The sequence below is a fragment of the Larkinella punicea genome (assembly GCF_003334855.1).
In the GTDB taxonomy this organism is placed as follows: Bacteria; Bacteroidota; Bacteroidia; order Cytophagales; family Spirosomataceae; genus Larkinella; species Larkinella punicea.
Genome location: NZ_QOWE01000023.1, coordinates 17,005 through 36,640, shown reverse-complemented (window position 1 = coordinate 36,640; position 19,636 = coordinate 17,005). Strand labels below are relative to the sequence as shown.

Sequence of the window (19,636 nt, the reverse complement as noted above, 5' to 3'; positions counted from 1 at the left end):
GGAGAATTTAAACGTTACGGATTGGCTTCTTTGGCCGCTTGCCGAATGGCCCGGATGATCCGCGACTGCGTTCCACACCGGCACAAAACCCGCTCCATGCCCTGGCGAATGGCGATATCATCGGGCTGTTTATTTTCAGCCAGCAACGCCGTTGCCGAGATCACCATGCCATTGAGGCAATAGCCACACTGCGCGGCTTGCTGCTCCACAAATGCCCGTTGTACCGGACTTAAGGATCCGTTCGGTTGGGTAAGTCCTTCTAAAGTGACGATGGATTGTTTCTTTATTGTTCCGACCGGTAATAGGCAACTGGGCGTCGCTTTTCCGTCGAGTAGCACCATACAGGCACCACACTGTTCCAGACCGCAGCCGTATTTGGGGCCGTTCAACTGGAGATTATTCCGCAATACGTACAACAGGGGCGTATTTGGATCGACCTCCACCGGATACGGTTTTCGGTTTACCTCAATAACCAGCCGGGCTTTCATCGTCTTGCTTTTGATTCACAGGTAAATAAAGGAACAACCCGTAAAAAAGCAATTTGTTGACAAGAAGTACCCGCAGTTGGTCGGCGGTAGAGACGCCTATCCTTTTTCCTGCACCAGAAAATCCTTGAGGCAGCCGCGAATGGCAACAATCAGGTCATATTCAGTCGATTCCAGAACGAATTTTTCAGGAAGTTTGCAGAATTGCATAAAAGCCGTCAGCCGCTCTTCTTTCAGCTCCGTGATGCGCGAAATCCAGATGGGATCCATGCGCGACTGGTAGCGTTTCTTGTTTTGCTCGGCTTGGGTGAATTGCTGTAATTTCCGCTCGTTTTTGGCTTCTTTGCTGAACTTGCCGTACAGCGCAGAAACCGGTCCTTTCAGCGTCATTTTGGGGGCCAGAGTCGCGTAGTCGTAGCCCATTCGACCGATATTCCCCATGGAGATGCCGACGAGTTCCGGCGGTGTTTTGATTTCGATGAGCGGTTTTTCGGCAATGTTCAGCTTCATGAATTCCTGCTTGAAACGGCTTTCGGTCCAGCCTTTGATGACGACTTCGTTCAGCATTTTCACATCCTGAACCATCTCAATCACCAATTCCTGCTCCGTGGGCGGAACGGCGAGCTGGACGGTTTTATAACCAATGCAGGAAATCAGCAGGGTGTCGTTGGGGAAAGCCGTGATCCGAAAATGACCGGCTTCGTTGCTGAGGGTGGCCCGACGAAGCGACGTGTTTTGTACGGTGGCCGACACGATCGGTTTCTGGCTGCTCTTATCGACTACCAAACCGTTTCGGATGTCCTGAGCGCTGCCGACCGCTGTCGTTAGTACAGAAAACAGAAAGAAAAGTAGTGCTTTTTTCATACCCCGGGAAAACCTGTGCTATCATCCGACTGCAAGCTAACCGTTTTTAGGATGGGCCGGTCGGATTTTAACATTTTTTAGGTTTCCGGAAATACAGAAATAGAACCAAACCGCCCGGTCAATGTTCTTCTTCGGCCGTCTGAATGAATGCCCTGGCTTTGCGGATGTTGGCGTTCATGAGGTCGGTTTCGATCAGGCCATCCCGAAGCCGGACAATGCGGTGGGCGTATTCGGCAATGTCTTCTTCGTGCGTCACCATAATAACCGTGTTGCCCTTGCTGTGAATTTGATCGAACAGATCCATGATTTCGTACGACGTCTTGCTATCGAGGTTACCCGTCGGCTCATCCGCCAGCAGAATACTGGGATCGTTCACCAGTGCCCGTGCCACGGCCACGCGTTGCCGCTGCCCACCGGAAAGCTCGTTGGGACGGTGGCCCGCCCGGTGTTCCAGCCCGACGTTCTTTAGGGCCTGCATGGCTTTTTCCGTGCGGTCGGCTTTGTTAAAACCGGCGTAAATCAGGGGCAAGGCTACGTTTTCCAGCGAAGTTTGGCGGGGCAGCAGGTTGAAAGTCTGAAACACGAACCCAATTTCCTTGTTCCGAACTTCCGCCAGCGCGTTTTCGCTCATGTTGCTGACATCCAGGCCATTCAGGATATAGGTACCCGAGGTAGGCGTATCCAGGCAGCCAACGATGTTCATGAGCGTCGATTTGCCCGAACCCGACGGCCCCATAAACGCCACGTATTCGCCTTTTTTGATCGTAATGGTCACCGATTTCAACGCTTCGATGACTTCGCTGCCCATCACATACCGTTTTGAGATCTCGTTGGTTTCAATAATATTTTTGCTCATGATCAGTTAGAAGCGTCAACGCCATACGAAAACCGCATGACTACGGTGACTAGGTGGCGGCAATTTTGCGTTTACGCAGAAAATAATTTCGGACAAACAAGCCCGTCAGGATCAGCATTTCGGCGTTTGGCAAATCGGTCACCAACTCAATGGTGCCTTCATCGGCCAGAAACATCCGGGTGCGATCGTAATGAATAATCTCCTGAGCGGTTTTTGACTCCGGCTTGTCGGCGACGAGACTCCATTCGTGCATCATGAAATTTTCACGCTGCCAGGTGTATTTTTCACCGGTTTCCAGGTGAACAACCGCACCGTTGAAGCCTTCAAAATCAATCCGGCCAATGATTTGATCACCAGCCGTTTTGTCATGGATATTGACCGAGTGAACCAGAAACCCCGCAACGTCGAAAAAGATGTGAACGCCGTTCAGGTGCGCATCGACGTCCCGCACCAACAGGTCGCGGTGCATGCCACCAACGACTTCATCACCTTTCATGATCACCACGCTCCGGCTGAACGCTGCTTTAACCCAGTGAAGTTGCTTTTCCATAAAAAGAGGGGAGTAGAAACCACCTCTTAAACTTACTCAATTTATTGAAATGCCTCCCGCTGTTTTTCAATCAACGCTCGTTTCGCCTGATAGCTTACCAGAAATGCCTGATAATCGGCAGGCGACGTAGCCGCCCGCAACCGCGCCAGACTCTCTTCGGCGTAATCGGCCAGGCCTAGATCGAGGCAAAGCAAGGCATAGAGTTTCAGCAAGGCCGGGTTCCGTTCGTTCAGGGGCAGGGCTTCGAGTACGCGATTGTAGGCTTTTTCGGATTGGCCATTGTCTCGCTCAAAACCGGCAGCAGCCGCCACCAGTTCGGCATTGAACGGTGCCCGCCAAAGCGCATCCTCAAACAACCGGCGAGCCTCAGCCGGTTGTTTTTTGGCCTGATAGGCCTGCGCGACCACCAGCTCTTTTTCTGCCTGAAAAGCCGCCACGACCGATTGCCGGGCGTCCGTAATCGTCTGATCATACTGCCCTTTCGCATTCCGCAGCCGCAGATAGGCAATGGTCATCGCGGAGCCGGCATACGCATTCAGTTTCGCTTCCTGCGGGATTTGTTCGTACCAGCTTTGGGCAACCGGTACCTGTTTCAAGCCCAAATACCGGGTGACCAGCGTCGACGCAACAATCGTTTTCAGGTTATCATCCCGCATGGAGCTATACAAGGCCCGTTGCGGCCCAGCCTGATCGATCAGCGGGTCATACAGCAGCACAAAGGCTTTTTCCAGATCGGACGACGGTTGTTTCTGGCCGTATAACACCTCCGCCAGACTCCGCACACCGGGGTCATTCTGCCCGGCAATTTCCCAAAGCGACCGGGCGATGAGCGGATCACCGGATTTGGTCAGCGCCAGGGCCTGATAATACATCGAAAGCGTATCGGCATTTTGCGCCAGGATATCGGCAGCCTTCCGATTCAGGCCCTGTTCCATCATCCAAAGCCCCGAGATGAAGTTATAAAATGCCCCGTTTTGCTGGTTATCGCGGGCCAGTTGCTCGGTAATTTCAAAAGCGATGCGTTTGTTGCCGGTATAATACTGGGCCGCCGATTGGGCAAAGAGCAAATCGTCCGTAAAATCCTGATTCGCCGGATTCTCGCCCGTCCGTCTCAGAACCGTGATCAAAGTCGTGTCGGCACGCCGGTTTTGAACGGCATAATTATACAAACGGGCAAACCGGGATACATTCAGTCCTTCTTCCGTGTGCGGTTCGTTAAGCCAGGCCGGACGCGAAACAGCCACGCTGTCGGCGGTATTCCGGAAAAAAGCCAAAGCGGCCCGGTTGGCTTCGTAGGATTCATAGGTGCCGGGTTTTGACGCATTCGCCAGTGAATCGAGCGACACCAGCCGTGGATTGCGCGCCCAGAACGCCAGCAGATTGGTTTGCGGAACCTCTTCTCGGGCGGTATTGCCGGTCGATGCTGCCAGATAGTAGTAGGCCGAATCGGCCACGCTGGTCCGGGCGTAGAGGTAGCCGAGGTTATTCTGCAATTCGCCGTTTTTGGGGAAAGCACGAATGCCCCGTTGCAGCATTTTGATCGCTTCAAACAACAGGTTGTCGCCCAGCAACACCGACGTCAGTCCGGCATAGGCCTGGGGCGATGGCTGTTTCAACAAGGCCTGATTGAAATAATAAGCCGCCGTGACCTTGTCGCCCTGCGTCAGGGCCAGCGACGCCAGGGCATAATTGGATTTATGATTCTGAAATTCACTGCCTAACGCGAGGGTATAATATTGCTCCGCCACGCGCAGTTCGCCCGTCGCGGCATGAAAATCACCGACGGTATTGAAATACCCGGCGGTGGCCTGTTTGAAGGTGAAGAAACTTTGATAGGCTCCAATCAGTACCGTCAGCACGGCGGCAATCAAGCGGGTTTGCTGCAACGAAAGCTGCGTGGGTTTGTACAGCACCTTATAAACCGGCAAGCCCTGGCGGTAGATCGGCAGAAAATTAAAAAACACGTAGACGACAAATAGCAATCCGGCGGCCAGGTGGGTATACACGATCATGTCCTCCAGGGCTTCCACCAGCGGATCGTTGGCCGACGCAAAGGCATAAGTGATGGTCATGACGGTGATGAGTGCCAGACCCAGATACAGAAACGCCCCGCCATCGCGAAACGACAGAAAGGCTTCATTCTGGCGCAATTGCTGCCGAAATCCCCAGATGCCCAGCACCAGCGAAACCACAAACAAAACGAACGGACTGATTACCACCGGATTCCAGGCAATCACTTTGGTGTTACTCAGCCAGATCAACAGCAGGTTGACGAGATACAACAAACTGATCAACAGGAAATTGTTCATGCCCAGCGGACGTCCCGATCGGTCGTTGCGGTTGTTTCGGGTCACCGAGGTCAGGTAGACCAGAGCCGCAATACTCTCCGTCGAAATCCAGAAAATGAATCCCAGCGAAATCACCAGCAGACCCGGCAGCGCGTAGCCGACAAAAGCCGACGCTGGTAAGGGTTGTCCGGCCAGCCGGTCGACCGCCAGCCAGCCCAGCACGATCATGCCTGCGAAAACCGCGAGACGAACGGGCAGCGAAACATACGATTTGAAGGCATGGAAATAATAGCTGACCAGACCGAGCGCCAGCACGACGAGCACAAACGGCAACCGCCCCCCGAAAGCCGTTCCTAAAAAACCGGGCAGTTGCAGCACTTCCAGCCGGAACGTAGCGACGAGCACAATCAACACGCCCATGGCGATCAGATACGGCCAGCGTTGCAGCCGCGTGACCGCCGACAGAATGAATGCCAGCCCCACGCAAATGCCCAGCGTAACCAGCTTGGCGGCCACCACATTCACCTGCATGGCCGACGCAACGAACTGTTCCGTAACGACATAGGCTTTACCCGCAACGGAGTAATCAAACAAACCATCGGTAAAGGTGCCGATGGACGTCGGCAATTCCGTCAGCTCGCTCAGCACATCCCAGCGAACGACGTTTTGCAAACCTTTCACCCAGGCCCAGATCATGCCCGTGATGGCCGTAACGAATAGCAATAAACCCGCCCAGTAGGCGATTCGATGGGCGGTATTCCAGTTTTTCCAGAAAAAAAGCATAGGATCAAAAACGAACCGGCAAGTTTCAAAAACTTTGCCGGTTAAACTACCCATAGCAACGCTGGGGCGGATTAGTTAGTGCGTGTTTTCGGGTTTGATCCGGCAAATCCATTTATTTTTATTGACCCGCAGCCAGGCGGATCAATTCCTCTTCAACGGTCCGAAGACGAGCCGCTTAACCTGTTTACATACAAATAAGACCGATTCGGGCTGAAATCTTTGTTTTGTGCAAACCGCAGGATTGGGGTTATTATCAGCGAACTAACTGGAACAAAAACGATTTCGTCTTGTAAATCTTAAAAATAGATTAAAAGGCAACTTGGGTTTAAGCAAATTATCATCTAATTTTGCGGTCGCATTGAGTACGCTTTTCCTATTAAAATTTCTCAACTTCATAGCATGACAACTGCAACAGCAACGAATACGGGTAAAATCACGCAGGTGATCGGCCCGGTTGTTGACGTGAGTTTTGAGGGCGAAGGGTCGCGGCTACCGTCGATTCTGGATGCTCTGGAAATCACAAAAGCCAATGGCCAAAAAGTTATATTGGAGTGCCAGCAGCACCTCGGTGAAGACCGTGTCCGGACGATTTCGATGGACGCCACCGAAGGACTGGAGCGCGGGATGACCGTGGTCCACCTGGGCACTCAGATTACCATGCCGACTGGCGACGGAATTCGCGGACGGTTGTTCAACGTCGTGGGTACGGCCATCGATGGGATTCCGCAGCCGAAAAGCACCGGCGGTTTGCCCATTCACCGGAACGCTCCGAAGTTTGAGGACCTCGCCACGTCGACCGAAGTACTTTTCACCGGGATCAAGGTCATCGACTTGCTCGAACCGTACGCCAAAGGTGGTAAAATCGGTCTGTTCGGTGGTGCCGGGGTAGGAAAAACCGTATTGATTCAGGAATTGATCAACAACATTGCCAAAGCATACGCTGGTCTTTCGGTATTTGCCGGTGTGGGAGAACGGACCCGTGAAGGGAATGACCTGCTGCGCGAAATGATCGAAGCCGGTATTATCAAATACGGCGACAACTTCAAGCACTCCATGGAAGAAGGCGGCTGGGATTTGTCGAAAGTTGATCCGGAAGAACTGAAAGAAAGCCAGGCTACCTTCATTTTCGGTCAGATGAACGAACCTCCCGGAGCCCGCGCCCGTGTCGCCCTGTCAGGGTTGACCATTGCGGAACACTTCCGCGATGGGGACGGAACCGGACAAGGCCGTGACATTCTGTTCTTTATCGATAACATTTTCCGGTTTACGCAGGCAGGTTCGGAAGTATCGGCTCTTTTGGGTCGGATGCCTTCGGCGGTAGGGTACCAACCCACGCTGGCGACCGAAATGGGAACCATGCAAGAGCGGATTACGTCGACCAAACGGGGTTCAATCACCTCGGTACAAGCGGTTTACGTACCGGCCGATGACTTGACTGACCCGGCACCGGCCACGACCTTTGCCCACTTGGATGCCACGACGGTATTGAGTCGGAAAATTTCCGAGTTAGGTATTTACCCGGCGGTGGATCCGCTGGATTCAACCTCCCGGATTCTGACCGCCGAAATCCTGGGTGATGAGCATTACAATACCGCTCAGCGCGTGAAGGAGATTCTGCAACGCTACAAAGAATTGCAGGATATCATCGCCATCCTCGGTATGGAAGAACTTTCGGAAGAAGATAAGCAGACGGTAAACCGCGCCCGTCGCGTGCAACGCTTCCTGTCGCAGCCGTTCTTCGTGGCCGAGCAGTTCACCGGTTTGAAAGGCGTTCTGGTTCCGATCGAAGAAACCATCCGGGGCTTCAACGAAATCATCGACGGCAAGTGGGATCACCTGCCCGAAGCAGCCTTCAACCTCGTTGGAACCATCGACGACGCAGCCGCCAAAGGCGAGCGTTTGATGAAGGAAGCGGGCAAATAATAGTAGATCAAAAGACAAGAGAGGTGAGACAAGAGACACAGTTGTAACGGTTGTCTTTTGTCTCATGTCTACAATCTTTCATCTTAAGTAAAAAAAATGCAACTCGAAATCATTACACCCGATAAGAAGGTCTTTACCGGTGAGGCTACAGCCGTTACTTTTCCGGGTACGGAGGGTCAGTTTCAGGTTTTGAACGACCACGCTCCCATCGTCAGCACACTGGCGCGGGGACCGGTTACGGTGGCTACCAGCTCCGGCACCCAGACGTTTACCGTCGATGGTGGCGTGGTGGAAGTGCTGAATAATAAGGTACTCGTACTGGCCGAAGCGGTTATTGCGGCTTAATCGGGTATCGACTATATACATTAAGGACAGGTCTTCACAGACTTGTCCTTTTTTATGGTATTTTCGTCAAGATCAATACCCCATTCAATGACAACTAAGTATAAGCTGGATCGTACTGCTTTCCACATGGGTACGCACACGGAGACCGAACAATATCATGCTTCGCAACAAGCCGAAACCTATGCTGAACGACTAAAACAAGCTAATTACTTAATTAGCGTTGCTTTCGATTTCGATTTATCGAATCCTCCCCGCTTAAATAAGTCTGCCTTTTCGGCCCGTAAACACCAGGATCTAAACGATATCGAATAGTTAAAACGACAGAAAAAGCAATAAGCCTTACCGCACCGTCATTTTCCGCTTGCCATCCTGAATCAGTTCCAGTGCTTTTTCTAAATCCCGGTCGCGCTGCTTGATCCGATCCGTAACGGTGTAGTCAATTGGGTAGTCGGGCATCACACCGCGCCCCTGGTCGGGATTCCGGCTGGCGGTGGCAATCCAGAAAACCGGAAACCGCACCCGGAGCCGGGTTTCTGGCAAGGTCAGGGTTTGAATAATGCCGCCGTTGCAACCCGCTTCGCCCCCACCGGTTTCCTGACCGATGATGGTTACGGGCCGCTGGGCTTTCAGGCTGGCGGTGAAAATGGATGCCGCCGAGAAGGTCCTGCCACTGGTGAGAATATACACTTTTCCGCTAAACCGGTGATCGGAAGCCGGTTTGTTCCAGCCGACGTTGGACTTGCCAAACTGGTAGCGGCCGCCGTCCGATTTCATGTAGCGGAAATTCTGCCGCAACAGCCGCTTCTCTTTCCGGTCGAAATACGAACAGGAATTAGGCCGGCGGACGCGGCTTTCGGCCCGGTCGACCTGCCGGAAATCCGACTTCATCAGGTACGACATCAGATCCGAGCCGATTTCGGCATTTCCACCGGTATTCTGCCGTAAGTCGATCACCAGATCCTGCACTTTCAGTTTTTCCAGCGTTTCAAACACCTCCCGATGATAGGACCCGTAGTGGTCATAGCCGAAACTGTTGATAATCAGCATAGCCGCCGTCGAATCACCGTTCAGAAAATGCAGCGAGCGCATGAGTTGCAATTTTGCATCCTCATCGAAAAAAGAGGCCTCCGTTTTAGAACGGTTTTTCCTGCTTCGCTTGACGGTCGCCGGGCTTGGCGTCGTTGGAATAGTACCCGTACTGGCCGGACGGCGACGAACGGTGGTGATGCGTTCAGAACTCGTGGTGTCCCGCACGGTCAGCGTCCAGGGAGAATGCCCGTCGAAATGCCGCCAGTAGGTTTCTTCAAGGTGGTATAATTCCAGAAAATAATTCTTGAAAGTCTGGTTATAGCCGTCTGATGGCCATCGATCCCGGGCGGCCTGAATAATTTCCTTGACCGGATGCCCCCCCATTTTGAGCACTTCCGTACCGCAAACCAGCGAAGAGTCCGTGCTGCGGTTTCGGCCAATAAACATCCGGTCATTTTGCAGAATAATATCGAAAGGGAGCCATTCGGGCTGCGGTTTTTGTCCTTTCCGGCTGGAATAAAGCGATTCCTGCACATCGGTGTGGCCACAACGAATCTGGACAATCAGCGGGCGCAGTAACTCCCGGAACTCCACTTCAGACATCGGGCGGTAGAGTTGCCGGGCCACGGCTTCGAACTTTTGGTTCATCTCCTCGCGCGGGGCATACCGGTACAAGCTCGGATGGCGCTCTTCCAGCGTCTTCCGCAGTACCGCAAAGTCGCTCCGCAACTGCTCGACCGTATACATCCGGGGGCGATACGTCGCTTTTTTCGGATGACCCGGAAACCCGTAAGCTGTGCTGATGGTCAGTGCCAGCAGCAACGCAAGGAACCGCATACTCGTTTTCTGACTAAATCAGTAAATTCGGTTCCCGAAACTACCCTTTTTTTTATGGGAAACAAAATTAGTAAAACGCATCTTCAATGTGTTTTACGTTCACCTCTTCCGGCGTCACCGTCACGGCAACAATGTCGAAACGGACGTCGTGTTGCCAGTCTTTCGCGAAAATATAATGCTCAGCCGCTTTCATGACCAGCCGCGCTTTGGCAGAGTTCACAAACTCTTCCGGGTGGCCGAAACGGGTGCTGGTCCGCGTTTTTACTTCCACAAAAATGACCATCTTGCCTTTCTGGGCGATCAGGTCGATCTCGGCGTGTTGGTGGCGGTAATTGCGTTCCAGAATCTGATAACCTTTCTGTTGGAGGTAGCGAACGGCTTCGTCTTCGCCCTGTTTGCCGGTGTCATTGTGCTGTGCCATCGATCGTTTTTACTACTTAGACGGAAAACCGATTGATTGGATACGAACGAAACCGACCCGCTTTGGTGTTTTTTCTATACTGATTACGCAAAAATGAATAGTCATTGCAATAAACAGGTACAGATTCAGGATCTGGGCCTTCTCGATTACCAGGCTGGCTGGGATTACCAGGAGCGGTTATTGGCGGAGATCGTCGCGGCCAAAATCGCCAACCGCAGCCAGCCCGCCGACCAGCAACGTTTGACGTCCAATTATCTATTATTCTGCCAGCACCCCCATGTGTATACGCTGGGGAAAAGCGGAAAGGAAGATCATCTGCTCGCGAACGCTGCGTTTCTGGAAAACATCGGGGCCACCTATCATAAAATAAACCGGGGAGGTGACATCACCTACCACGGGCCGGGCCAGTTGGTGGGCTACCCCATTCTGGATCTGGATAATTTCTTTACGGACATTCACCGCTACATGCGCCTGCTGGAAGAAGCCATCATCCGAACGCTGGCAGATTACGGCCTGAATGCGGGCCGAATCGACGGGTTGACGGGGGTTTGGCTGGGCTACGAATCCGACGAAAACCGCCGGAATGGAACCGCCCGGAAAATCTGTGCGATGGGCGTCAAAGCGAGCCGTTGGGTAACGATGCACGGATTTGCGTTGAATGTCAATACGGATTTGCGTTATTTTAATCATATTGTGCCCTGCGGCATTGCCGACAAGGCCGTTACGTCGATGCAGGCTGAACTGGGCCGCGAGGTTCCGATTTCGGACGTGATGGAACGCGTCAGTCAGCATCTGGCGGACTTATTTGAAATGGAGTTAATTCGTTAGAATGAAGAGAGATATTTCGTTTTTACCCGTTGAAGGAATACAAGTCGTTATTGCACGAAAACCGACGGAACTGGATCAGTATGACTGGCAGGTGTATTTGATCAATCAGAATGACGTCATGATCCGGAACGTGTTTGTGACGTCGAAAGGCTACGGTTTTCTGGATGAAACGCAGCAATTGCAACAAACGACGTCTACATTACGGCATTATTTTGCTGAACTTCAGCCGAATGAGTACGTTGCCGTTGAAACCATCATGCCGGATGTGTTTCACCTGAACAACCAATATTGGGTTAGCTATTACATTGGCGACCAGATTTTTGACAAAAAGTTTATCTTCGTGCCGGACAGCATTACCGAACAGAACCTGATCCTGATCAGTGAATTGGGGCTGGAAGGAATTCTGCACGCCTGAACCTGGTCATTCCGCTTTTTTGCTATTCCACTGCCATGCCCGTATCCTGGAAAAAACGCCTTAAAAACCTGTTGTTTATCGACATCAAAACCGTTGCCGGAGCGCCTTCCTACGATGAACTGGACGAGCGAATCCGGCAACAGTGGAGCCAGAAAATCAGCTATTTTCAGAACGAAGAACACTGGTCGGTCGCCAAATGGTACGACAACCGGGCTTCGTATTACGCCGAATACGGCAAAATCGTTTGCATCGGCATCGGCGGTTTATACTGGGACGAGGAAGAGAATATGTTCCTGAAAGTGAAAACGCTGGCCAACGATGACGAAGAAGCCCTGCTCGGCGAGTTTATCAACATCATCGAAAAATACCCGCCCAGCGAATTGGTTCTCTGCGCCCATAATGGCAAGGAATTTGACTATCCGTATCTGTGCCGCCGGATGCTGGTTCATCAGCACCAACTACCGGCCACACTCCGGCTGTCGGGCCGAAAACCGTGGGACATTCCGCACCAGGATGTGCTGGAAATGTGGCGGTTTGGCGATAGTCGCCACTTCGTCCCGCTCGATCTGCTGTCGGCCGTTCTGAACCTGCCGACCAAACCGCTCGAACTGACCGGCGATCAAACCAGTTTAGTGTATTACCAGAAGCAGGGAATGGCCAAAGTGCGCGAATACGCCCGTTCGTCCATCGTGACGCTGGTGCAGGTGTATCTGCGCTTACTAGGCGCCCCGTTGGTGAAAGACCAACACATCACGCGCTTGGAGTAAAGTGAGTTGTTTCGCGGAGTTGAGCGGAGAAAATAGAGTTAAGCGGAGCTTATTAAAAAAATCTCTACGAAACTCCCTTTTTCTCCGCTCAACTCCGCGAAACAACCCTTCCAAACCCCAACGTTTTAAACGAAAAACATGAGAAATAACCGAAGTAAACCACGAGAACAACACAGCCGCAGAAGCCCGCAGAACCGCCCGGTTCCGTCGGCCGACTCATTTCTGGACGAAATGAAGAACGACATTGCGGCTTTTTTTGAAATAAATAACAAAGATTCTTTTTCCCAAAACGATGTCCTTGACAACTTCGACATCGTTGACCGGAAAACGAAATTCATTGCCCACGGCCTGCTGGGCGAACTCGCCGACGAAGGCCAGTTGACCCGCCATCCCGACGGCACCTACCAGTTTAACGAAACCGACCGAACCACCGAAGGTACCGTCGACCACGTGAACCCCCGGTTTGCCTTCGTCAGCACCGGCAGTGGCGACCGCGACAATGACATTTACGTCAGCACCGACGACCTGAACGGGGCCATCGACGGCGACAAAGTGAAAGTGGTGCGACTGAGCGGATCGTCCAATTCCGGCGGTTTTTCGCGCGGTTCGCAAACCCGGAGCCGCCGGATCGAAGGGAAAGTCGTCAGCATTGTGGAACGCGGTCGTTCTGAACTGGTTGGCCGAATTTCGACCTGGCCGAACTACGGGCAAGTGATTCCCGACAGCAAGAAAATTTACGAAGAAGTTTATATTCCGAAAGATAAACTGAGCGAAGCAAAAGATGGCGACAAAGTCATTGTTCGTCTCACCCGTTTTCCCGACAGCCGTCACCGGCCCGAGGGCGAAGTCATCTCCGTGTTGGGACCCGCCGGGCAAAACAATACCGAAATGCACGCGATTCTGGCCGAATTTGGCCTGCCCGTGGACTTTCCGGATGCGGTAGAAAAAGAATCGAAAGGGATTTCGGAGAAAATTCCGAAGAAAGAAATCACCAAACGGCGCGACATGCGCGGCATTACGACGTTTACGATTGACCCCGACGACGCCAAGGATTTTGACGACGCGCTGTCGATTCAGATGCTGGACAATGGCAACTATGAAATCGGGGTTCACATTGCCGACGTCACCCACTACATTCAGCCGGGTACGGCTTTGGAAGACGAAGCCTTCAAACGCGGAACGTCGGTGTATCTGGTGGATCGCGTAGTGCCGATGTTGCCCGAAAAACTGTCGAATAACCTGTGTTCGCTGCGGCCGAATGAAGATAAACTGACGTTTTCGGCGGTATTTGAACTGACGCCCGACGCCAAAATCAAAAAAGAATGGTTTGGGCGGACGGTGATTCACTCCGACCGCCGGTTTGCCTACGAAGAAGCGCAGGACATTGTCGATCGCGGTCACGGGGATTACCTGGAAGAACTGCGGCTGTTGAACGACCTCGCCTTCAAGTTTCGCGACGACCGGTTTCGGCACGGTGCCATCAACTTCGAAACCGTTGAGGTCAAGTTCAAGCTGGACGAAAACGGCGTTCCGCTGTCGGTTTATCCGAAAGTACGGAAAGACGCCCACAAGCTGATCGAAGAATTCATGCTACTGGCCAACAAGCGGGTCGCGGAATTCGTACACGGTTTAACGCGCGGAGAACACCCGAACGTGATGATTTACCGGGTCCACGACTCGCCGGATTTCGAGAAACTGAAGACGTTTGCCACGTTTGCCGGGCGGTTTGGGTATAAACTCCAGATCGATAGCGAAAAAGAACTGTCCAAATCGTTCAACACGATGATGGAGAGCCTGGAAGGACAACCCGAGCAGAATGCGTTGCAGCAACTCGCCATTCGGACGATGGCGAAAGCGCGGTATAGCACCGAGGACATTGGACACTTTGGTCTGTCGTTCCGGCGGTATTCGCACTTTACGTCGCCCATCCGTCGCTACCCCGATATGATGGCCCACCGGCTGTTGCAGCACTACCTCGACGGCGGCAAATCGGTCGACAAGGAAGAATATGAAGCCAAATGCAAGCATTCGTCCGACCGTGAGCGCGTGGCCGTTGAAGCCGAGCGGGCTTCCATCAAATACAAACAGGTCGAGTTCATGAACCGCATGGACCGCGACCAGGAGTTCAAAGGGATTATCACGGGCGTAACGGATTTTGGCCTGTTTGTCGAAATCACCGAAACCAGCGCGGAAGGGCTCGTGCGCATGACCGATCTGGGCGATGATTTCTACGATTTCGACAAGGACAATTACCGGCTGATTGGCAAACGAAACAAGAAGATCTTCGCGTTTGGCGATGCCGTAACGGTGAAGGTGAAAGAAGCCAATCTGGCCCGCCGGAGTCTGGATCTGTTTTTGATCGATGATAAGGGAGCCTTGAAAACGCCCCTCAAAAGCCGCCTGACCCGCCGGGAAAACACGGAGGGCGAATCCCGTTCGCAACGACGTTCCGGCTCGTCTGGCACTACTCCAAAAACCGGCAAAGAACGCCGTAGGCGTTAAATATACGCTGTAGGCGTTTCATCACTAGCCCAGGGTGAATCCCTGAGAATTTTATGAACGACGAATTCATGCAGGAAGCCATCCGTCAGGCCCGCAAGAGCCTTTCGGAAGGCGGCATTCCCATCGGCTCGGCCCTGGTGAAAGACGGCAAGCTGGTCGCATCGGGTCACAACAAACGGGTGCAGGAAAACAACCCCATTCTGCACGGCGAAATGGATTGCCTCAACAACGCCGGACGGGTGGGTTCCTTCCGCAATACCGTGATTTACTCGACGCTCATGCCGTGTTACATGTGTGCCGGAACCATCGTGCAGTTCAAGATTCCAAAAGTGATTGTAGCGGAATCGCGAACGTTTCCCGGAGCGCGGGAGTTCATGGAAGAACACGGCGTGGAAGTCATCGACCTTGACTTACCTGAATGCGTCGATATGATGAACCAGTTTATCGCTCAGAAACCGGAGGTGTGGAACGAGGATATTGGGGAATTGTAGTCGCGCGAAGCAGCCGCGTGGAGCAGTCGCGCTGTGCGAATCCAATTGAACCAACCATCATGTACAATCTGAAAATTATCAATTCGACCGTGCGGCCCAGCCGGAAGGGACCACTGGTTACGGCCTGGATTGCGGAAATAGCCCGGCAACACGGCGGTTTTAACATCGAAGTGCTGGATCTGGCCGAGATCAAGCTTCCCTTCATGGACGAACCCGCTCATCCGCGTCTGAAGCAGTACGTTCACGAACACACGAAAAAATGGAGTGCCAGCATTGACGAAGCCGATGCGTTTATTTTCGTGACGGCAGAATATGATCACAGTTATCCGGCACCCTTGAAAAATGCCCTGCAATACCTGGTGCAGGAATGGGCCTACAAAGCCGCCGGTATTGTCAGTTACGGTGGCATTTCGGCCGGAACCCGGGCCGCCAGTCACCTCAAATCAGACCTGATTGCGCTGAAAGTTGTTCCCTTGTTCGAAGCCGTCAACATTCCGTTTTTTGATCAGTTCATCAATGAACAGGAAGAATTTGAACCCAACGAAACAAGCCACAAAGCGGCCCAGACGATGCTTACTGAACTGGTACGCTGGACGAAAGGCATGACGGCGATTCGCAAAAACGACTGATAACCAAGCTTATAGATCCAGCAGCCGACGGTGGTAATTGATCTGTCCCAAATGGTACGTCAAATGGGTTGTCAGATGAATCAGGAAGTATTCGGTGCTGGTTTTTTCGTCAAACACCAGCAGGGGATACTCCTCCTGAAGCTGCTCTTCCTGCATCTGATCGAGGGAATGGAGAACGACCTGAAGCGTCTCATCTACTTTCTGCAGCAGTTCGCTTCGGGGAACGTTACGGAGCGAAAACTCGAGTTCACGATGCCGGATGTAACCAGTATGGCCCAAAACCGCCCCAATGTAGGTGTTCAGATTGCCCACGAGATGCAAACACAGATTGCCGGCCGGGTTGGTAATGGCCCGGTCGGCAATCCATAAGTTCGCTTCGTCCTGATACAGTTCGATTTCCCGTTTCAGCCGGTAGAGGTCTCTGGTAAATAGGGACTTTATGGTTTGAATCATGGTCGTTTGGGAATCATCTAAGGGATCTATTTCATTCCCCTGATTAATTTACTTTAAATAGTAAGCGTTCGTTGGTACTCTATGAATCATCCCTCCGGGATTTTGTACCAACCTCGTTCTATACCCCGGTTTTAACCCGCTGATTCAGAGTAGATTGAGTGAAATAAATCCCATAGGGATGACTCATTTTGTAGCGGTTGAACTATCCTGTTCGTAATTCAGGACAACATCAAGGGCGATTCAGTCGCTTTACCAGCAAAAACAACGGATAACTCAGGATGATGAACCCAACGGCGTAGGCACTGCTGTAGAGATCGCTGTAAATAACGCCCACCAGAAACGCCAGCGACGCTAGCAGCATTAGCCAAGTCGTGAAGGGATAGCCCCAGGCCCGAACCGGGCGCGGGAGTTCCGGGGCGGTTTTTCGCAACCGAATCAGGGAAGCAAAAGCCGCTGCATAACAGAGTACGAAAAAGAACGAAGCCACATCCGACAGTTTGCTGTATGTTCCCGTGACAATCATCAGAATCGACATGGCGACGGTCAGAAACATGGCCGGAGCGGGTGTTCCACCGGCATTCACACGGGTAAAAAGCCGGGCAAACAACCCATCGCGGCTGATGGCAAACAACACCCGGGGGTTGAACATGATCTGCGCGTTGATGATCCCCATAATCGAAATCATGAGCAGCAGCGTCACCACTTTCGCGCTGGCGGGACCAAACAGAACCTGAACCGCATCAGCAGCCGGGAGTTTGGATTTGGCCAGTTGCTCGATGGGCAGCACATGAAACAGCGCCAGATTGACCAGCAGATAAATTCCGATGATCAGCAAAACGCCAATCATCATCGAACGCGGCAGATTTTTGTTGGGATTAATGTCTTCTTCCGTGAAATAAGCCGCCGTGTGCCAGCCATCGTAGGTATAAAAAACCGACTGCAAAGCCGCCAGAATGCCAACCAGTAGCGACCCTTCGATGGGGATGGTGTTGTCGCCGGAAAATTGCAGCGGTTCGTCGGGTGTGTACGCAAAACAAACAACAACAAAAGCCAATAAACCTACTGCCTTGATAAAACTCATGACCTCCTGCGCCCGGCTGGCGAGTCGGACGCCAATCAGGTGAAAGGCCGTGAAAGCCAGCAAAATACCAATCGCGATTACCTTGATGTACGCCGTCAGGGGCGGCACCAGTAGCGCAATGTACTCCCCCATCACAGCAGCCCCGAAGGCCATGGCCGCAATGCTCCCGAGCCAGCTACTGATCCCGATCACAAATCCGACGTAATCACCAAAGGCCCGGCGCGCGAACACATACCACGCCCCCGCCTTGGGAATCATGGTGCCCAGTTCAATCACTTGCAGCGAGCCAATCAGCGCGTAAACACCCACCAGCGCCCACACCAGCAACGCAAGCGACGGCTGCCCCAACTCCTGTGCAATGGTGCCGGGTCGGCGGAGAATACCGGTGCCGATGGTGCCACCAATGGTGACGGCAACGCCGAAGCCTACGCCCAACAGGCGAAGAAGTTGGGAAGGACGGTTCGTTTCGGGGGGTGTCATGCTACAATAATAGGCTTTTTCGCCAAAAACCGGCTATTTTTAGCGTCAGATTTGGCAGAAACGATCAGGAATCCATTTCGACCGGTTTTTTTACGGGATTCACAGGATAAACGAATGACAAAGATGTTGAAATCTACTACCGCCTTTTCGATCTTTGCGTTTAATTTAGTCATAATGACCACCGCATACAGTCAGGATTTGACCTTCTCCCGGCACTTGTTCGATACGTACGATACGTACCGCGATACGGCCCTCACCCACCGCCGGTTCAAGCAGGCCGACATTTTACCACTCATTGACAGGCTGAAAACCGACAGCCGGTTTGACATCACGAAAGTGGGCGAATCCGTCGAGAAACGGCCGATTCAGATGATTAAAGTCGGCACCGGACCGCGAAAAGTGCTGCTGTGGTCGCAGATGCACGGCGACGAACCGTCGGCAACGATGGCAATTTTCGACATCTTCAACCTGCTCCGGGCAGATGGGGAATTTGATGAATTCAAAACCAAACTGCTGGCCGAAACGACGCTCTATTTTGTGCCGATGCTGAACCCCGACGGTGCCGAACGGTATCAGCGCCGGAACGCCCTGGATATTGATCTAAACCGGGATGCCCTACGGCTGCAATCGCCGGAATCGGTGATTTTGAAAGGCTTACAGCAATCGCTGAAGCCGGAAGTGGGCTTTAACCTCCACGACCAGAGCACCCGCTACAGCGTCGGCCATACGCCCAAACAAGCCACCATTTCGTTTCTGGCGACGGCCTACGACGAAGCCCGGAACATCAATCCTGTTCGCGAACGGTCGATGCAGTTGATCGTGGGCATGAACCGGGTCTTGCAGCAATTTATTCCGGGGGGCGTCGGACGGTATTCTGATGAGTTTGAGCCGCGCGCCTTCGGCGATAACATCCAGAAATGGGGAACAACGCTGATTCTGATCGAATCGGGCGGTTATCCGAACGATCCCGAGAAGCAGTTCATCCGCAAACTGAATTACGTGTCCATTCTGACGGCTTTACAGGCCATTGCGACGGATTCGTACAAGGCCGAATCCCGTTCGGAATACAATACCATTCCCGAAAACGAGCGGTATTTGTTCGATGTGTTGATTCGGAAAGCGCAGATCATGCGGGGCGGAAAACCGGTCACGGTCGATATTGGCATCAATCGGTACGAAGTGAACGTCGGCAATGCCGCCACGTTTGGCTACCGCAGTTCCATCGACGATTTCGGCGATTTGTCCACCTTTTTCGGAATTGAGGAAATCGACGCGACCGGTTTGACGGTTTCGCCGGGGCAGATTCACCCGGACACGTTGCGTTCGCTGGCGGATTTGAAAAAATACAAGCTGGATTCGCTCGTGCAGAAGGGCGTGACGACGTTCCGGCTGGCCGCACCGTCGCGGGCCACCACGCACCTCGCGCCGGTTCACCTGCTTCAGCCCACCACCTCGGCCGCCCGACCCATTCAGACCGGGCGGATTCCGACCTTCGTGCTGCGCCGGGGTAATCAGTTGCGGTACGTCTTTGTCAACGGATTCTGGCTGGATGTCAGCAACGGTTCCAATAAACTAGGCACCGGCGTGGTGGAATAATCATCCCATAACC

18 protein-coding genes are annotated in these 19,636 nt (G+C 52.8%); 9 read left to right on the top strand and 9 right to left on the bottom strand.

The window, feature by feature from the left end; translation table 11 throughout:
• Nucleotides 1–14 precede the first annotated feature (14 nt).
• The 5 genes from DUE52_RS24200 to DUE52_RS24180 all read right to left on the bottom strand — a co-directional run bounded on the left by DUE52_RS24200 (nucleotide 15) and on the right by DUE52_RS24180 (nucleotide 5,826).
• Nucleotides 15–488: a (2Fe-2S)-binding protein gene (locus tag DUE52_RS24200; RefSeq protein ID WP_114408653.1), complete on the bottom strand. Its 474-nt coding sequence runs from the start codon at nucleotides 486–488 to the stop codon at nucleotides 15–17.
• 96 nt (nucleotides 489–584) lie between these two features.
• A complete protein-coding gene (locus tag DUE52_RS24195; protein WP_114408652.1) occupies nucleotides 585–1,349 on the bottom strand; it encodes a carboxypeptidase-like regulatory domain-containing protein in 765 nt (254 codons plus the stop codon).
• A 118-nt stretch (nucleotides 1,350–1,467) separates the two neighbouring features.
• The gene (locus DUE52_RS24190; protein ID WP_114408651.1) at nucleotides 1,468–2,205 is read right to left on the bottom strand and encodes an ABC transporter ATP-binding protein; all 738 of its coding nucleotides are present in this window, start codon (nucleotides 2,203–2,205) and stop codon (nucleotides 1,468–1,470) included.
• Nucleotides 2,206–2,254: 49 nt separating this feature from the next.
• Nucleotides 2,255–2,755 carry a hypothetical protein gene (locus DUE52_RS24185; RefSeq protein WP_114408650.1) on the bottom strand — a complete coding sequence of 167 codons (501 nt, stop codon included), beginning with the start codon at nucleotides 2,753–2,755 and terminating at the stop codon, nucleotides 2,255–2,257.
• A gap of 41 nt (nucleotides 2,756–2,796) precedes the next feature.
• The gene (locus DUE52_RS24180; protein WP_133299936.1) at nucleotides 2,797–5,826 is read right to left on the bottom strand and encodes a tetratricopeptide repeat protein; all 3,030 of its coding nucleotides are present in this window, start codon (nucleotides 5,824–5,826) and stop codon (nucleotides 2,797–2,799) included.
• 399 nt (nucleotides 5,827–6,225) lie between these two features.
• Between DUE52_RS24180 and atpD the strand changes: the two genes are divergently transcribed.
• Together atpD and atpC are read left to right on the top strand one after the other, a co-directional pair.
• The gene (atpD, locus tag DUE52_RS24175; protein WP_114408648.1) at nucleotides 6,226–7,749 is read left to right on the top strand and encodes a F0F1 ATP synthase subunit beta; all 1,524 of its coding nucleotides are present in this window, start codon (nucleotides 6,226–6,228) and stop codon (nucleotides 7,747–7,749) included.
• Nucleotides 7,750–7,845: 96 nt separating this feature from the next.
• Nucleotides 7,846–8,094 carry an ATP synthase F1 subunit epsilon gene (atpC, locus tag DUE52_RS24170; RefSeq protein WP_114408647.1) on the top strand — a complete coding sequence of 83 codons (249 nt, stop codon included), beginning with the start codon at nucleotides 7,846–7,848 and terminating at the stop codon, nucleotides 8,092–8,094.
• A 339-nt stretch (nucleotides 8,095–8,433) separates the two neighbouring features.
• Here the strand turns inward: atpC and DUE52_RS24160 are convergent, their stop codons facing one another.
• Both DUE52_RS24160 and DUE52_RS24155 read right to left on the bottom strand, forming a co-directional pair.
• On the bottom strand, nucleotides 8,434–9,960 hold the full coding sequence (locus DUE52_RS24160) for a S41 family peptidase (protein WP_114408645.1): 1,527 nt from the start codon (nucleotides 9,958–9,960) through the stop codon (nucleotides 8,434–8,436).
• 67 nt (nucleotides 9,961–10,027) lie between these two features.
• Nucleotides 10,028–10,381, bottom strand: coding sequence for a YraN family protein (locus tag DUE52_RS24155; RefSeq protein WP_114408644.1), 354 nt, complete (start codon nucleotides 10,379–10,381; stop codon nucleotides 10,028–10,030).
• Between the two features lie 93 nt (nucleotides 10,382–10,474).
• Between DUE52_RS24155 and lipB the strand changes: the two genes are divergently transcribed.
• From lipB to DUE52_RS24125, 6 genes are all read left to right on the top strand, one after another.
• Nucleotides 10,475–11,209, top strand: coding sequence for a lipoyl(octanoyl) transferase LipB (gene lipB, locus DUE52_RS24150; RefSeq protein ID WP_114408736.1), 735 nt, complete (start codon nucleotides 10,475–10,477; stop codon nucleotides 11,207–11,209).
• Nucleotide 11,210: 1 nt separating this feature from the next.
• Nucleotides 11,211–11,624: a hypothetical protein gene (locus DUE52_RS24145; RefSeq protein ID WP_114408643.1), complete on the top strand. Its 414-nt coding sequence runs from the start codon at nucleotides 11,211–11,213 to the stop codon at nucleotides 11,622–11,624.
• A 35-nt stretch (nucleotides 11,625–11,659) separates the two neighbouring features.
• The gene (locus DUE52_RS24140) at nucleotides 11,660–12,391 is read left to right on the top strand and encodes a 3'-5' exonuclease (RefSeq protein ID WP_114408642.1); all 732 of its coding nucleotides are present in this window, start codon (nucleotides 11,660–11,662) and stop codon (nucleotides 12,389–12,391) included.
• A 138-nt stretch (nucleotides 12,392–12,529) separates the two neighbouring features.
• Nucleotides 12,530–14,893, top strand: a complete 2,364-nt coding sequence (gene rnr, locus DUE52_RS24135; protein ID WP_114408641.1) for a ribonuclease R — start codon at nucleotides 12,530–12,532, stop codon at nucleotides 14,891–14,893.
• 53 nt (nucleotides 14,894–14,946) lie between these two features.
• Entirely contained in the window at nucleotides 14,947–15,384 is a 438-nt protein-coding gene (locus tag DUE52_RS24130) for a nucleoside deaminase (RefSeq protein ID WP_114408640.1), read from the top strand.
• A 59-nt stretch (nucleotides 15,385–15,443) separates the two neighbouring features.
• On the top strand, nucleotides 15,444–16,013 hold the full coding sequence (locus DUE52_RS24125) for an NADPH-dependent FMN reductase (RefSeq protein WP_114408639.1): 570 nt from the start codon (nucleotides 15,444–15,446) through the stop codon (nucleotides 16,011–16,013).
• 9 nt (nucleotides 16,014–16,022) lie between these two features.
• Here the strand turns inward: DUE52_RS24125 and DUE52_RS24120 are convergent, their stop codons facing one another.
• Complete coding sequence (locus tag DUE52_RS24120) at nucleotides 16,023–16,466, bottom strand: DinB family protein (RefSeq protein WP_114408638.1); 444 nt, start codon at nucleotides 16,464–16,466, stop codon at nucleotides 16,023–16,025.
• Nucleotides 16,467–16,695: 229 nt separating this feature from the next.
• A complete protein-coding gene (locus DUE52_RS24115) occupies nucleotides 16,696–18,027 on the bottom strand; it encodes an APC family permease (protein ID WP_114408637.1) in 1,332 nt (443 codons plus the stop codon).
• Nucleotides 18,028–18,201: 174 nt separating this feature from the next.
• Here DUE52_RS24115 and DUE52_RS24110 point away from each other — a divergent pair, with 174 nt between their 5' ends.
• On the top strand, nucleotides 18,202–19,623 hold the full coding sequence (locus DUE52_RS24110) for a M14 family metallopeptidase (protein ID WP_114408636.1): 1,422 nt from the start codon (nucleotides 18,202–18,204) through the stop codon (nucleotides 19,621–19,623).
• The last annotated feature ends 13 nt before the right edge of the window (nucleotides 19,624–19,636 follow it).